Raw genomic sequence first — 14275 nt, 5'->3', positions numbered from 1 at the left:
ATGAGAACTATAAAGCACTTTATGCCTACAAAGGTCGTTTTTGGAAGGAAGACCATACACAGAATTGGAGAGGAGATAGAGAGCTTAGGCCTTAGCACTGAGAAGGTGGCCGTAATCTGTGGAAAATCTGCTGTTAGTAACGGCTACGTTGAAATTATCAAAAAACACATAAACGGTAAGGTAGAGGTTTTTGATATTGTTGAGCCAGAGCCGACTGTTGAGGTTGCTTTAAGGGTTATTGAGGAGGTAAAGAAGTTTTCTCCGGAGCTCCTCATCGCTGTCGGAGGGGGTAGCCCCTTAGACGTTGCAAAGGTGGTCTCTGTGATGCTTACAAACGAGGGGGAGCTCTCAGAGTTTATCGGCGTTCCAGAGGCCTTTAAAAAACCGGGAGTTCCACTCGTTGCCGTGCCGACAACCTCCGGCTCGGGCTCAGAAGTTACCCCTTACGCCGTCCTTACAGACAGGAGAAGGTTCAAAAAAGCCCCCCTCATTTCCCGCTACTTATATCCCGTCCTTGCGATAGATGACCCAGAGCTAACGGTTACTATGTCTCCCATAGTAACGACAAACACCGGGGTTGACGCTCTAACCCACGCCGTAGAGGCCTTTGTTTCAAAGAGGGCTACAGAAATTTCTAAGCTCTACTCCGGAAAGGCCATAGAGCTGATAGGTAGGTTCTTACCCCGTTCCTACGGAAACCCGAGGGACATTGAAGCTCGGGAAAACATGATGCTTGCAAGCCTTCTTGGTGGGATGGCCATAGCAGACGCCGGTGCTGGACTTGTCCACACGATGGCCCACGTCCTTGGCGTAATGTACAGAGTTCCCCACGGCCTTGCAAACGGAGTCTTTTTAGTTCCCGTCCTTGAGTTCTACGGCCTCTCTGCAAAGGAGGAGATTGAAGAAATAGGAAGGTTAATGGGGTTTGAAGGGGACGTTTACAGAGTCTTAGAAAAGTTAAGGGAGTTCCTCTCTTTCCTTGGAATTCCAAAGAGCTTAAAGGAGGTTGGACTTACGGAGTCCGATATACCAGACTTTGTTAACCTCGTTATGGAAAAGAAGTTTCTTATGGGTAACCTTCCTCGGATACCTACAGAAAGGGATGTGAGAGAAATGCTTAAGAAGAACCTTTAAGGAGAGACCCGAAGGAGGGTCTCCCCGTTAACTTTACTTCTTATCGTTGTTGTCCTTTTTCTTTTCCTCTTCCGGCTCTTTAACGATGATTTTGACCTCTCTCCTTGCGGAGTCGGCCTTAGGAAGCCTAATCTCAAGGATTCCCCTGTCGTATATGGCCTCTATGCCGTCCTCCTTAACCTCTACCGGAAGAGGAATTACCCTCTGGAACTCACCGTAGAAGCTCTCACTGAAGAAGACGTTTTCTTTCTCTTCCTTCTTCTCCTGCTTCCTGACGCCACGGATAATCAGGTAGTTGTCCCTTACCCTTACGTCTATGCTGTCCTTGTCAAGGCCGGGCATTTCTGCCTTTACGACAACCTCGTCTGGAGTTTCGTACATCTCAATTCTTGGCTCAAAGCTTGACTCAAAGGTGAACTCCCTGCCAAAAGTTCCAAAGCCCCTCATCATTTCAGACATGAGCCTTTCCATCTCTTGGAACTGCCTGAAGATATCTTCAAAGGGGTCAAATCCCCTCCTTCTTCCGAAGAATCCTCCAAACATCTCTCCCTCCTTCAAATGGTTTTTTAAGTAATCTAAATTCTACTTTTAAGTTAGTCCTCTTTTCTCGGTAATGCAAGTCTCATTTAACGCCGAATTTCATTCTCTTTTCTTTGACGAACCTCAGTAGTGTCCTTAGTGGGTGGGCGTTGAGGACACTCTTTTTCTGAACCCAGCCTCTCCTTGCCGTTCCTACTCCTAACTTGACCATCCACATGTGGTCTACGTGGTGGGAGTCGGTGCTTATGACAAAGTGAACGCCAAACTCCTGAGCCAAGCGACAGTGGGAGTCCCTTAGGTCTAAACGGTTGTAGTAGGCGTTAATTTCAAGGGCAGTGCTCGTTTCTGCTGCCTTTTTAAAGAGGGTCTCTAAGTCAAGGGGGTAACCGTCCCTCTGTCCGATTATCCTTCCTGTCGGGTGGGCTATTGCGTTTACGTAGGGGTTTTCCATCGCCTTTAAGATTCTCTCTGTGTTGTCCTGAGTAAAGCGGGAGTGTATAGCTGCAACTACAAAGTCAAGCTGAGAAAGGATTTCATCGCTAAGGTCAAGACTCCCATCGGGGAGTATGTCAACTTCTATGCCTTTTAGGATTTTTATCTTTCCTTTAAATTTTTCGTTTAGTTTGTCTATCTCTTCGTTCCTTTTTAGGAACTCCTCCTCAGAAAGCCCCCCGGCAACCTTTAAAGATTTGGAGTGGTCTGTAATTGCTACGTATTCATAGCCCATCTCAATGGCTTTAAGGGCTATTTCCTCAATCGTTGATGCACCGTCAGACCAGTTTGAGTGGACGTGAAGGTCTCCCTTTATGTCTGTGTAATCCACGAGCTTAGGGAGGGAGTGGTTAAGTGCAGCCTCAATCTCTCCGGTGTTCTCCCTTATTTCCGGTGGTGGCGTGTCCATACCTAAGCTCTTGTAAATTTCCTCCTCGCTCTTTCCTGCTATCAGAGTATCCCCTTTAAAGAGACCGTATTCATTTAGCTTATAGCCACTTTTTAGGGCTAACGTCCTTAGGTGTATGTTGTGGGCCTTTGAGCCTGTAAAGTACTGAAGGGCTGCTCCGTAGGAGTCCTTCTCAATGACCCTCAGGTCAACCTGCTCCCCCTCTTCAACGATAACGCTTGCCTTTTTAGTCCCCTGCCAGAGAACCTCTTTTACGTTGGGTAGGTTTACAAAGGCCTTTATGATTTCCTCGTTTTTCCCAGTTGCCAGTATGTCTATGTCCCCTACCGTCTCCTTCATCCTCCTTGTAGAGCCACAGACGGAGATTCTCTCTACGGCAGGGAGCTCCTTTAGCTGGTTAACGATTCTATCTGCTATGAAGACTGCAACGCCAAGGAGTATCCTACCGGAGCTCTTTTCGAGGAGCTCTATCCCCTTCCTTATCTTCTCAACCTTCTTAGCTCCGAAGCCGGGGAGCTTTAGGAGCTCTCCCCTCTCAATAGCCCTTTTAAGGTCTTCAAGGCTTCTTATCCCGAGCTTTTCGTAAAGAACTTTTACGGTTTTGGGCCCTACCCCCGGAATGTCAAGGAGGGTAAAGATTGTATCTGGAACTTGGTGCTTTAACTTTTCAAATTCTGAAATTTTTCCCGTCCTTAAAAACTCCAGTATCTTGGCCTGAAGTCGCTGACCGATTCCGGGAAGTGATGTGAGCCTTCCTTCCTTGGCTAAGATTTCAATATCTTCCGATAGGTCTCTTATCAGCCTTGCGGCATTCCTGTAGGCGCGAACATGGTAGGGGTTATCCCCCATAAACTCTAAGATGTCTGCCCACCTGTCAAAAATATCTGCCAGTTCTTTGTTTTTCATTTTTTACCTCACTTTCATTTCTATTATAATTTCCAGTGCTATGGAAGGAAAGGAACTGCGTAGAGATAACTACTGTTTTGTCTGTGGTAAGGACAACCCAAGGGGAATGCACCTTAACTTTACAAGGAAGGATGGGAAAGTCTACGCCCGCTTTTCCCTGCCCAAGTACTACCAAGGTTACGATAACGTAATTCACGGTGGAATTATCTCACTGATACTTGATGAAGCTATGGCCTACCTCCAGAACCTTGAGGAGCGCTTCCTTACAGGAAAGATAACTGTAAAGTTCCACAAACCTCTCTACGTCGGTGAAGAGGTTGAGGTTAAAGCTGAAATCGTTGAGGAGCGTAAAAGATTCAAGATAACAAGGGCTGAAATGGTAAGGCTCTCTGACGGTAAAAAATTAGCAGAGGCAGAGGCCCTCATGTTCGTTTTAAGGGAGAAGTAAATGGGAAAGTTTTTCCTCTCTTTGATTTTTGTAGCTCTTTCCCTCTATCCCGTTTACGGAAGTGAATTTAAAATTTTGACAGAGGCCACCTCTGTTAGGTCAGCTCCTAACGGGGAAATTGTCGGAACTCTCGGAAGGGGAGAAGTTCAGACCCTTTACGGAAAGTTCTCCTTCTGGGGAAAGGGAGAAAACGGTTGGGTCAACCTTGACTTTACAGAGGTCAACCTTCCAGAGTTTACAGTTACCGGAGAGCTAAGGTTACGTTTAGTTGAAACCGGTGAAGTTGAAGCTGTAACTGAAGAAGGAACTCTTCACCTTCTACAGGGTAGCGTCGTAGTTGTTTCAGAGGAAGATGATAACTTTATTTACGGTGTCTATAAGGGAAAGCCTTTAGCTCTTGACAAGAAAGAGCTTGACTCTCAGCCTGAAGAGAGACAGTTCCAGATAGCCGTTTTAAACAGGGAGGCAAGGTTAATTTCCTCTACCGGCAGAACGTTAACTTTAAAGCCCGGAACTGTTGTTTTAGTTGATGAGTTAAGTGGGGAGGTTCTCTTTTCTGGAGAGCTCTGGGAAAGGATTGAGTTTCCAGATACTCAGTCAGAACCCCAGATTGACGCCATCCTTGAAGAGGTGAACCACTTAGTAGATATATTTAACAGTGCCAAGTACTCATCCCCCATAGCAGAAAGGTTGGGTTACTACGTAAAACTCCTTCCCGTAGAGGAAGGAGACATTGAGTTAGTTCCTACCGGCGACGGTTATGGCCTAAAAATAGCTTTAAGGTATCAGCTCTTTTACAAGAGTGGAAAGCCTATAAAGACGAGGAAGACGAGGTTAATTTTTAAAAAGTCCAATTTTGAGTTCTGGAGGAAGGTTACCGAGGTTTGCTTTAACTACGGGATAAACAGGTTCGTTGAGCTTGATATCCTCAGGTATAACGGTGAAGACTTCTCAAAGGAAGGCTTTGTAGCTGCAAGCTTTAACGTCTTTAAGCTTGGTTATCTATCTACGACAAAAGGCTTTATGGATAACGCTGAGTCAGAGCTCAGCGAGGACCTCTGGTTCTTTGCAGATGAAGTCTATGAGAGGCTTGAAGATGACGATAGCGAGGAACGTTGAAGAGATTAGGAAGAGAATAGTTAACGCCTGTGAGAGGGCTGGAAGGAATCCTGAAGGAGTCCAAATCCTTGCTGCTACAAAGACGAGAACTCCTGAGGAGATAAAAGAGGCCTTTGAGGCCGGAATAAGACTTTTTGGTGAGAACAGGGTTCAGGAGGCAAGGGACAAGATTCCGGTTTTAAAGGAGCTCCCTGCAGAGTGGCACATGATAGGCCACCTTCAGACCAACAAGGTAAAGTATGCAGTTAAGCTCTTTGACGTTATTGAAACTGTTGATAGACAAAAGCTCGTTGACGAGCTTGAAAAGAGGCTCTCTCAACTTGGAAAGGTCATGAGGGTCTTTATTGAAGTAAAACTCTCCCCTGAGGAGACAAAGCACGGCTGTAGCCCAGAGGAAGTAGAGCCTCTTGCCCGTTACATACTTGGTAAAGAGCACTTAAAGCTTGAAGGCTTAATGACCGTTCCTCCCTACTTGGACGACCCGGAGGATGTCAGACCTTACTTTAAGAAACTGAGGGAGATAAGAGATAGACTTCAGGATAGCCTCGGAGTTCCTCTTCCTCAACTTTCTATGGGTATGTCCCACGACTTTGAGGTGGCCATTGAAGAAGGAGCAACAATTGTAAGAATAGGGACGGCTATATTCGGAGAGAGGAGGTATTAAAAATGAAAAAGCAACTTATCGTTTACGTGAAAGACCCCAACAACAAGAAAGTTGTAACGTCAGCCCTTGAGTCTGGAGTTTTTGCCCTTCTCCTTACAGAGCCAGAGAGTGCGAAAGTAAAACAGCTCGCAAGGGTTAAGACGATAGCTCCCGACGGGGACTACAAGCTCGGTGAGGATTTCGTTATCGTTGAGATAAAGGGTAAGCAGGATGAAGAGAGGGCTGCAGAACTCCTAAAGCAGGGGAAAAACGTCATCGTTAAGACTACCGACTGGACTATCATTCCCTTAGAAAACCTCCTTGCTCAGGGCGATAACGTCTACGCTTGGGTAAGGAACGCAGAAGAGGCAAAGACAGCAATAACAATCCTTGAAAAGGGTGTTAAAGGAGTTGTCCTTGACACTGAGGACGTAAACGAGATAAAGGCTGCCGGAGAGGCGATAAACCTTGCCGGCGAGAACGTTAAGCTTGAGGTTGCAAGGATAAAGAGGGTAAAGCCCTTAGGTATGTGCGATAGGGTCTGTATTGACACCTGTTCAAACATGACAAGGGGTGAGGGAGCTCTCGTTGGAAACTCCTCTGCCGGAATGTTCTTAGTTCACGCAGAAACTGAGTCAAACCCTTACGTTGCTGCAAGACCTTTTAGGGTAAACGCCGGAGCTGTCCACATGTACGTTAAGCTTCCCGGAGGTAGAACTAAGTACCTTTCTGAGATAGAAAGTGGCGACGAGATAATGATTTACAACTATAAAGGTGAAGGAAAGATTGTCTGCGTCGGAAGGGCGAAGGTTGAAAAGCGTCCAATGCTCCTAATTGAGGCAGAAACCAAGGAGGGTAAAAGGGTATCTGCAATCCTACAGAACGCAGAAACGATAAGGCTTACAAGGCCTGACGGCACTCCCGTTTCCGTTGTTGAGCTAAAAGAGGGGGACGAAGTTCTTGCCTACACAGAAGAGCCCGGAAGACACTTCGGAATGAAGGTTAAAGAAAGCATCGTAGAAAAGTAGGAGGAGGCTGTGGCAGAGGAGTTTTTTAGAGAGTTAATGGCTGATGCCCTCGGTAAGTCTCCTGAGGAGCTCGGTAGGATACTGGGAGAAGCTGGAAAAGTATGTGATGTTTTCGTTCAGAGGGTATATACCGATGACTCTTTAAAGAACTTTAAGTGGGGTGTTTCGGTTGTAATTTTTGAAGGAGATGAGCTCGTTGAAGCTGCCACTTACGCTACCTTTTACAGGTGGAGCTTGGCTAAAAGGTACGCTAAGGCCTTGGTGAATTTCTTTAAGGAGCAGGGATTTGAAGCGAACTTAAAGGGGGAGCTTGGAGAATGAGAGTTCTCGTTACAGGAGGAGCAGGGTTCATAGGTTCTAATCTGGCTTTGGAGCTCCAAAAAAGGTTTCCAGACTGGGAGATTTTTGTTCTTGACGACTTTTCCTCTGGACACTTTAAGAACCTGATTGACTTTGAGGGAGAAATAATAACTGGTTCAATAACTGAGCCAGAGACGATAGAGAAACTAAGGAAGTACGGCTTTAACGCTATTTTCCATCAGGCTGCCAACGTTGATACGACCGACATGAACCAAAGAAGAATGATGGAAGTTAACTGTGAGGCCTTTAAAGACATACTGCGGGTTGCAAAAGAGGCAAGGGCAAACGTCATTTATGCCTCCTCTGGTGCTGTTTACGGGAACACCAAGCCTCCCATGAAAGTTAATGAGGGGCTGAAACCTGAAAACGTCTACGGCTTCTCAAAGCTTGCAATGGACAGGGTAGCCTACCGGTTTGTGAAAGAAAACCCGACCGTTCCCGTTCTCGGCCTTAGGTACTTTAACGTCTACGGTCCAAGGGAGACCCACAAGGGTAAGATGGCCAGCATGGTTCTTCAGCTCACCGTTCAGATACTAAAGGGTAAAAGGCCGAGACTCTTTAAGTGGGGGGAGCAGAAGAGGGATTTCGTCTACGTGATGGACTGCGTTGAGGCAAACATAAGGGGATTCTTTGCCGAAAAAAGTGGAGTTGTAAACGTTGGAACGGGGAGGGCAAGGAGCTTTAACGAGGTTGTTGAAATAATCAAGAAAACCTTGGGAGTGGAAGTAGAGACCGAGTACTTTGACAACCCTTACGACTTTTACCAGAACTACACAGAGGCCGACCTAACAGAGACAAAAGAAATCTTAGGGTGGTATCCCCAGACCCAGATAGAGGAAGGTATTCCAGCTTACGTTAAGTGGATAAAGGAAAACGTTAACGTTAATAAACTTCCCTATTAGTCCCTTCTTTTTTTTCCTCTGTTTAACTTAAAAAGTTTTTTTAAGATAGTTGACATTATCATTTAGCATAGCTAAATTCATATTATAAGGAAATGGGAGGGAAAGGCGGTGATTGACAAGGATACTCCAGTTTACATGATAAGCATCGTTGCAAAAATTGCCGGCGTTCACCCCCAGACCCTCAGGTTCTACGAGAATGAGGGTCTTATAAAGCCCTCGCGGACTGCTGGCAGGACTCGCCTTTACTCAGAGAGGGACTTGATACGCGTTAAGAGGATAGTCTCTCTCACGAGGGAAAGAGGGGTGAACGTAGCTGGAACGCACCTTATCTTAAAACTTGAGGATGACCTTGAGAAACTTTTCACTGCAATTGCCGAGCAGCTTGATGAGGCTGCTAAGGATATTCTCATCTCCCTTTTAGAGGAGATGGAGTTTGAGGAACTTGATGTTAAGAAGCTGCTTGAAATCTTAAAAAGGAGGTAGGGATGAACATCTGGGACATCTTAAGTGGAAGAGCAAAGGATGCAATTCTCCTTTCTCAGGAAATTGCAAGACAGCTTGGTGAAAGGTATGTAGATACAGAACACCTTTTACTTGCGATGGTTGAACTTCCCGGTTCTCCAGTACTTGACATCTTTACGCTTGCCGGCTATGACCCGGTAAGGGCTAAGAAGTTTATCCGTGAGCAGGTTGACAGGGTCGGTAGACTCGGAATTCCTTCTGGTTATGCTGGTTATGAGGAAATCTACATAACCCCGACTATGAAAAAAGTTTTTGACGCTTCAATTGATGTTGCCCGTCAGATGAGGGCAAGGAACGTTGACCTTGAGCACCTGCTACTTGCTTTCTACGAAGTTCCTGAGGGAATGGCCTACAGAATTCTACTAAAACTTGGCCTTGAGAAGGAAGAGCTCTGGAAGGCTGTCAAGAAGTACAGAGAAGGAAAAGCAAAGCTCTCAAGGGAGATTGCCAGCAAGGCAAGGAGAGGAGGAAAGCAAGTTCCTGAGATTCTCAGGAAGTTCGGTATTGACCTAACCGGCCTTGCAGAGGAAGGTAAACTTGACCCAGTTATTGACAGGGAGAACGAAATTAAGAGGGTCATTCAGATACTCTCAAGGAGGACTAAGAACAATCCTGTTCTTGTTGGTCCTGCAGGAGTTGGTAAGACAGCTATCGTTGAGGGCGTTGCCCAGAAGATTGCCAACGGTGAAGTGCCTGATGAGCTGAAGGACAAGAGAATTGTTGCCCTTGACATGGCTGCCCTTGTAGCCGGAACTAAGTACAGGGGTGAGTTTGAGGAGAGGCTTAAGCAGGTTCTTGATGCAGTGAAGGAAGAGGGGAACATCATCCTCTTCATTGACGAACTCCACACCGTTGTTGGTGCTGGTGCGGCAGAAGGTTCAATGGACGCAGCCAACATCATGAAGCCAGCTCTTGCAAGGGGAGAGCTCCGCGTAATTGGTGCTACAACCGTTGATGAATTCAGGAAGTACATAGAGAAAGACCCAGCCCTTGAAAGACGTTTTGCCCCTGTATGGGTTGACGAGCCTTCCGTTGAATCTGCAATCAGAATGCTTAAAGGTCTAAGGCCAAAGCTTGAGGAGCACCACAAGGTTAAGATTACGGACGACGCCGTTGAGGCTGCAGTCAAGCTTTCCAAAAAGTACATTCAAGGTAGATATCTTCCCGATAAAGCCATTGACGTCCTTGATGAGGCCTGTGCAAGGAAGAAGATAGAAGTAACATACACCTCCCCTGAACTTACAGAGCTTAAAGAAAAGCTCCACGCTTTGAGGGCTGAGCTTGACGACGCCGTTAAGAAGGAGGAGTTTGATAAAGCTGCGAAGCTCAAGAAGGAGATTAAGGATATAGAGGCCAAGATTAAGGAACTTGAGGAGAAGAGAGAGAAAGCTAAGGAAGAGGGAGAGCTCCCCGTTGTAACTGCTGAGGACGTTGCTGAAGTTATCTCCGAAATGACGGGTATTCCTGCTTCTAAGCTTCAGGAGGAAGAGATTCAGAAGCTTCTCAGGATGGAAGAGGAGCTCCACAAGCGTGTCATCGGTCAGGAGAGGGCTATTAAGGCCATTTCTGAGGCCATCAGACGCGCAAGGGCAGGACTTCAACCACCAAACAGGCCACTTGGTAGCTTCCTCTTTCTTGGACCAACGGGCGTTGGTAAGACGGAGCTTGCCAAGACCTTAGCTGAGTATCTCTTTGGAGATGAGAGCGCCATCATCAGGTTTGACATGTCCGAATACATGGAGAAGCACGCAGTTTCTAAGCTGATAGGAGCTCCTCCCGGATACGTTGGTTATGAAGAAGGTGGCCTACTTACAGAGGCCGTTAGGCGCAAGCCTTACAGCGTAATTCTCCTTGACGAAATTGAGAAGGCTCATCCGGACGTATTCAACATCCTCCTCCAGATTCTTGACGACGGTAGGCTTACAGACGCTAAGGGTAGGACAGTTGACTTTAGCAACACCGTAATAATCATGACCTCTAACGTTGGTTCTGAGAAAATTATGAACCTTACAAAGGAAGAGTTTGAGAAGAACTACGACAAGATTAAACAAGATCTTATGAACGAGCTTAAACTCCGCTTTAGGCCAGAGTTCCTCAACAGGATTGACGAGATTATCATCTTCCATCCTCTCAGCGAGGAGGAGATTAAGAAGATTGTTGACCTCCTCATTGACAGGCTCAATAAGAGACTTGAAGACAGGAGTATCAAGGTCATTCTTAGCGAAGAGGCCAAGTCTGAGCTTGCCAAGAGAGGCTACGTTCCAGAGTTTGGCGCAAGACCCCTCAGGAGAACGATTCAGAGGGAGATTGAGACGCCACTGTCCGTCAAGATACTTGAGGGTAGCGTGAAGGATGGTGATACGGTTAAGGTTGACTACGATAAGGAGAAAGGAGAGTTTACCTTTACTGTGGAGCAGCTGGAGCTTCCTCCAAAGGAGGCAGAGATAAAGACTGCCGATACTGAAAACTCTGAAGAGGAGAAGAAGGAAGAGTAAACCTTGGGGCGTTTCCCGCGCCCCATTTTTATATGTTAACTTTTACCTCTTTTGGTTCAGGTTCAGGTTTTCCTATGAACCAACCCTGTCCGAGGGAAACTCCAATTTCTTTCATTATCCTGTAGGTTTCTTCATCCTCTATGAACTCAGCTAAGGTTCTTATTCTGAAAGCTTTACCGACGTTGACTATGGACTTAACGATAGTTAAATCCTTTATGTCGTTCTTGGCGTTCTTTATAAAAGCTCCATCAATCTTTATTACGTCTGCCGGGAATTTCTTGAGGTACATAAAGTTGGAATAACCAGCTCCGAAGTCGTCAATAGCAATACCGGCCTTGAGCTCTTTAAACATTGTAAAGATGCTTATGGCAGAACCTTCGTGCATGAGTTTTTGAGACTCGGTTATCTCAAAAATCACGTTTGAAAGGTCAAGGGAATAAGTTTTTGCTATCTGGAAAATATTGTTTAGCTCCCTAAAGAAGTACTTCATTGAGAGGTTAAAGAAGAGCTTGTAGTCTCCAAAAAACTTTATTGCATGGAGGAAGAGAATCTTGTCTATCTCGGGCGTTAAAGCTAAAGCGTCAGCAACGGCAAAGACGTAGTCTCCCCTGAGAATTTCATCCCTATACTTGATTCTTGATAGGACTTCGTAACCAAAGATGTCTCCCGTTCTTAAAGAGACTATCGGCTGAAAGTATGGGTGTATGCTCTTGTTTCTTATTGCTTCTATAAGTTTTTTCCTTACTTCACGGAATCTTTCTGTATCCTGAAGGCTAAAGGATTCAAAGAAGAGTATTGCATTTTTTCCAGAAGCTTTTACCGAGTATAGAGCGTCTTCTGCCTGAGAGAAAACTTCCAAACACTTTGCTGTGCCTCTGCTAACTCCTGCGCTAATAGTTGCTCTAATGAGCTCGTCCTTGAGCCTGAACTCCACCAAGTGAATGTACTTGTTGTATACCTCCTCTATCCTTACAGTTGGGACATCGTCAAGGAGGATAACGGAAAATTGGTTAGCTCCTGTTCTTGCTATGAAGAAATTTGAGAAATACTTGCTGAATACCTTACCGATGTAGCTTCCTGTTGCCTTGAGTATTGCGTCTCCAACTTTATAGCCGTGAGAGAAGTTAATGAACCTGAAATCGTCTATGTCAAATATGGCTACTATTACCTGTTTATCTCCCAGTGAGTAGAGCTTCTGAAAGAACGACCTTCGCGAAGGTAGCCCAGTCGTTTCGTCTACCATAGGCGTAGTTCCTTCCTTTCCTCCAGAATTTCTTTAACTTGATTTACGTCCTTGTCTCCCCTTCCCGACAGGTTAATTATCACAAGTTGTCCTCTGAGATTATCTCTATTTTTTATTACCCATGCAACTGCGTGGGAGCTCTCAAGAGCAGGAATTATTCCTTCTGTTCTGGAAAGAATCTGGAAGGCTTCAAGGGCTTCTTCATCAGTAACGGCGTCGTACTCTGCCCGTCCAATGTCCTTTAGGAAGGAGTGTTCTGGCCCAACGCCGGGGTAGTCAAGACCGGCAGAAACGGAGTGGGTTGGCGTAACCTGACCGTCCTCTGTCTGAAGGAGGTAGGATTTAGCACCGTGAAATACTCCTACACTTCCCCTGCAAAGAGTTGCTGCGTGCTTACCCGTTTCAAGGCCGTAGCCTGCAGCCTCAACACCGACAAGCCTTACTTCCTTGTCCTCAATAAAGGGGTGGAAAATTCCAATAGCGTTACTTCCCCCTCCTACGCAGGCAACGATTGTATCGGGTAACCTCCCTTCAGCCTTTAGAATCTGTTCTTTTGCCTCTTTTCCAATAATAGATTGAAAATCTCTAACTATTTGAGGGTAGGGGTGAGGACCTACGACAGAGCCTATTATGTAGTGGGTTGTCCTTACGTTTGTAACCCAGTCCCTTATGGCCTCGTTAACGGCATCTTTTAAAGTTCTGCTGCCGCTCTTTACGACCTCAACCTTTGCGCCAAGGAGCTCCATCCTGAAAACGTTCAGTGCCTGTCTGTGGACGTCTTCCTCTCCCATGTAGACGATACACTCAAGGCCTAAGAATGCGCAGGCCGTTGCAGTTGCAACGCCGTGCTGGCCAGCCCCCGTTTCAGCAATGATTCTCTTCTTGCCCATTTTTTTGGCAAGGAGAGCCTGACCGAGGGCATTGTTTATCTTGTGAGCTCCTGTATGGTTAAGGTCTTCCCTCTTTAGGTAGACCTTAATGTTTCCTCCTAAGTACTTAGAAAACCTCTCAGCGTACTGAAGTGGTGTTGGACGTCCAACGTACTCGGCAAGGAGCCTTTTAAACTCAGACTGGAATTCAGGGTCGTTCTTTATCTTCCTGTAACTTTCCTCAAGCTCTGAAAGCGCCGCCATTAGCGTTTCAGGAACGTACTTGCCACCATAAATACCGTACTTACCTCTTTCGTCAGGATAGCTATACAAACCTTGAACCTCCGTTAATTTTCACAGATTTTCTTACTTAATCAGACCGCTTGCAATGCCCCATCTGTGGGCGTACATCCTTCCGTAAGGCCTTGCGCTGACGGGAACGATTTTGGTGAAAGGCTCAGAGAGTATCTCGTCAAGAGGTATGTTAAAGGCTTCAGAAAAGCCTTTTAGTTCCTCCCTCAGGATTTTCATGTCCTCTTCGTCGGTTTCAAACACTTTAACTTCCTTTCCTAAGTACCTCTCAGGTACTTCTCCCCTTACGTACATTACGCCACCGTGCATTCCTGTAGCGCAGTAGTCGCCAACTATATCCTCACCCGGTTTCCTGTTAAGTCCCAAGAGGATTAACCTTCCTCCTGCCATGTACTCGCCAAAGAAGTTACCTGCTTTACCGCCGACTATAAAGGTCGGGATGAGGTTCTTGTAACCCTTCATGTGAATTCCGACCCTGTAACCTACGTCTCCCTCTATGTAAACCTTTCCTCCCCTCATTCCGTAGCCGCAGACGTCGCCGGCGTGTCCTCTAACGATGATTTTGCCGGCCATCATCGTGTTACCAACGCCGTCCTGAGCGTTGCCGAAAACCTCTATTTCAGGGCCATAGAGGAAAATGCCAAGGTCGTTACCTGCAGTTCCGTGAATTTCTATCTTTACGTTTCCCCTTATGCCTGTTCCTATGTATCTCTGGCCGTAAACCTCTTTTAGAACGATTCTTTCGGCGCCTTCAGCAACAAGTTCCTTTATCTTCTGGTTAACGATGCGGTAATGAGTTGTTCCGCAGGTTATCTCGTAAACTTTCTCTGCAATCTGTCTTACTTCCATCTCC

14 protein-coding genes are annotated in these 14275 nt (G+C 46.2%); 9 read left to right on the top strand and 5 right to left on the bottom strand.

The features are described 5' to 3' along the window. Complete coding sequence (locus tag CLV27_RS01335) at positions 1-1134, top strand: iron-containing alcohol dehydrogenase family protein (protein WP_132525045.1); 1134 nt, start codon at positions 1-3, stop codon at positions 1132-1134. A gap of 33 nt (positions 1135-1167) precedes the next feature. Here the strand turns inward: CLV27_RS01335 and CLV27_RS01330 are convergent, their stop codons facing one another. Further along, the gene (locus CLV27_RS01330) at positions 1168-1677 is read right to left on the bottom strand and encodes an Hsp20/alpha crystallin family protein (RefSeq protein ID WP_132525043.1); all 510 of its coding nucleotides are present in this window, start codon (positions 1675-1677) and stop codon (positions 1168-1170) included. A gap of 79 nt (positions 1678-1756) precedes the next feature. Beyond that, on the bottom strand, positions 1757-3481 hold the full coding sequence (gene polX, locus CLV27_RS01325; RefSeq protein ID WP_132525041.1) for a DNA polymerase/3'-5' exonuclease PolX: 1725 nt from the start codon (positions 3479-3481) through the stop codon (positions 1757-1759). A 40-nt stretch (positions 3482-3521) separates the two neighbouring features. Here polX and CLV27_RS01320 point away from each other — a divergent pair, with 40 nt between their 5' ends. The 8 genes from CLV27_RS01320 to CLV27_RS01285 all read left to right on the top strand — a co-directional run bounded on the left by CLV27_RS01320 (position 3522) and on the right by CLV27_RS01285 (position 10998). Then, a complete protein-coding gene (locus CLV27_RS01320) occupies positions 3522-3929 on the top strand; it encodes a PaaI family thioesterase (RefSeq protein WP_132525039.1) in 408 nt (135 codons plus the stop codon). Next, positions 3930-5048 carry a hypothetical protein gene (locus CLV27_RS01315; protein ID WP_132525037.1) on the top strand — a complete coding sequence of 373 codons (1119 nt, stop codon included), beginning with the start codon at positions 3930-3932 and terminating at the stop codon, positions 5046-5048. It abuts the gene before it with no gap. Continuing rightward, positions 5026-5712, top strand: a complete 687-nt coding sequence (locus CLV27_RS01310; protein ID WP_132525035.1) for a YggS family pyridoxal phosphate-dependent enzyme — start codon at positions 5026-5028, stop codon at positions 5710-5712. Before CLV27_RS01315 ends, CLV27_RS01310 begins: the two co-directional genes overlap by 23 nt. A gap of 2 nt (positions 5713-5714) precedes the next feature. Next, positions 5715-6719 carry a 3-dehydroquinate synthase II gene (locus CLV27_RS01305; RefSeq protein WP_132525033.1) on the top strand — a complete coding sequence of 335 codons (1005 nt, stop codon included), beginning with the start codon at positions 5715-5717 and terminating at the stop codon, positions 6717-6719. Between the two features lie 9 nt (positions 6720-6728). Continuing rightward, positions 6729-7040, top strand: a complete 312-nt coding sequence (locus CLV27_RS01300) for a hypothetical protein (protein ID WP_132525031.1) — start codon at positions 6729-6731, stop codon at positions 7038-7040. Beyond that, positions 7037-7981 (top strand): ADP-glyceromanno-heptose 6-epimerase, encoded by a 945-nt coding sequence (rfaD, locus tag CLV27_RS01295; protein WP_132525029.1) that lies wholly within the window; start codon positions 7037-7039, stop codon positions 7979-7981. Before CLV27_RS01300 ends, rfaD begins: the two co-directional genes overlap by 4 nt. A gap of 108 nt (positions 7982-8089) precedes the next feature. Continuing rightward, positions 8090-8464: a MerR family transcriptional regulator gene (locus CLV27_RS01290; protein WP_132525027.1), complete on the top strand. Its 375-nt coding sequence runs from the start codon at positions 8090-8092 to the stop codon at positions 8462-8464. A gap of 2 nt (positions 8465-8466) precedes the next feature. After that, a complete protein-coding gene (locus tag CLV27_RS01285) occupies positions 8467-10998 on the top strand; it encodes an ATP-dependent Clp protease ATP-binding subunit (RefSeq protein WP_132525025.1) in 2532 nt (843 codons plus the stop codon). A 28-nt stretch (positions 10999-11026) separates the two neighbouring features. On the opposite strand, the gene CLV27_RS01280 is transcribed toward CLV27_RS01285, so the two are convergent. The 3 genes from CLV27_RS01280 to CLV27_RS01270 are packed head-to-tail and all read right to left on the bottom strand — an operon-like array spanning position 11027 to position 14271. Next, positions 11027-12241: a bifunctional diguanylate cyclase/phosphodiesterase gene (locus CLV27_RS01280; protein WP_132525023.1), complete on the bottom strand. Its 1215-nt coding sequence runs from the start codon at positions 12239-12241 to the stop codon at positions 11027-11029. Beyond that, positions 12235-13443, bottom strand: a complete 1209-nt coding sequence (gene trpB / locus CLV27_RS01275) for a tryptophan synthase subunit beta (protein WP_132525021.1) — start codon at positions 13441-13443, stop codon at positions 12235-12237. The genes CLV27_RS01280 and trpB overlap by 7 nt, the downstream gene beginning before the upstream one ends. Positions 13444-13476: 33 nt before the next feature. Continuing rightward, on the bottom strand, positions 13477-14271 hold the full coding sequence (locus CLV27_RS01270; protein WP_132525019.1) for a GltB/FmdC/FwdC-like GXGXG domain-containing protein: 795 nt from the start codon (positions 14269-14271) through the stop codon (positions 13477-13479). Between the last annotated feature and the right edge of the window lie 4 nt (positions 14272-14275).

The organism is Phorcysia thermohydrogeniphila, assembly GCF_004339575.1.
Taxonomy (GTDB): domain Bacteria; phylum Aquificota; class Aquificia; order Desulfurobacteriales; family Desulfurobacteriaceae; genus Phorcysia; species Phorcysia thermohydrogeniphila.
The sequence above is the reverse complement of the archived record's forward strand: the minus strand, read 5'-3'. Positions and strand labels throughout refer to the sequence as shown.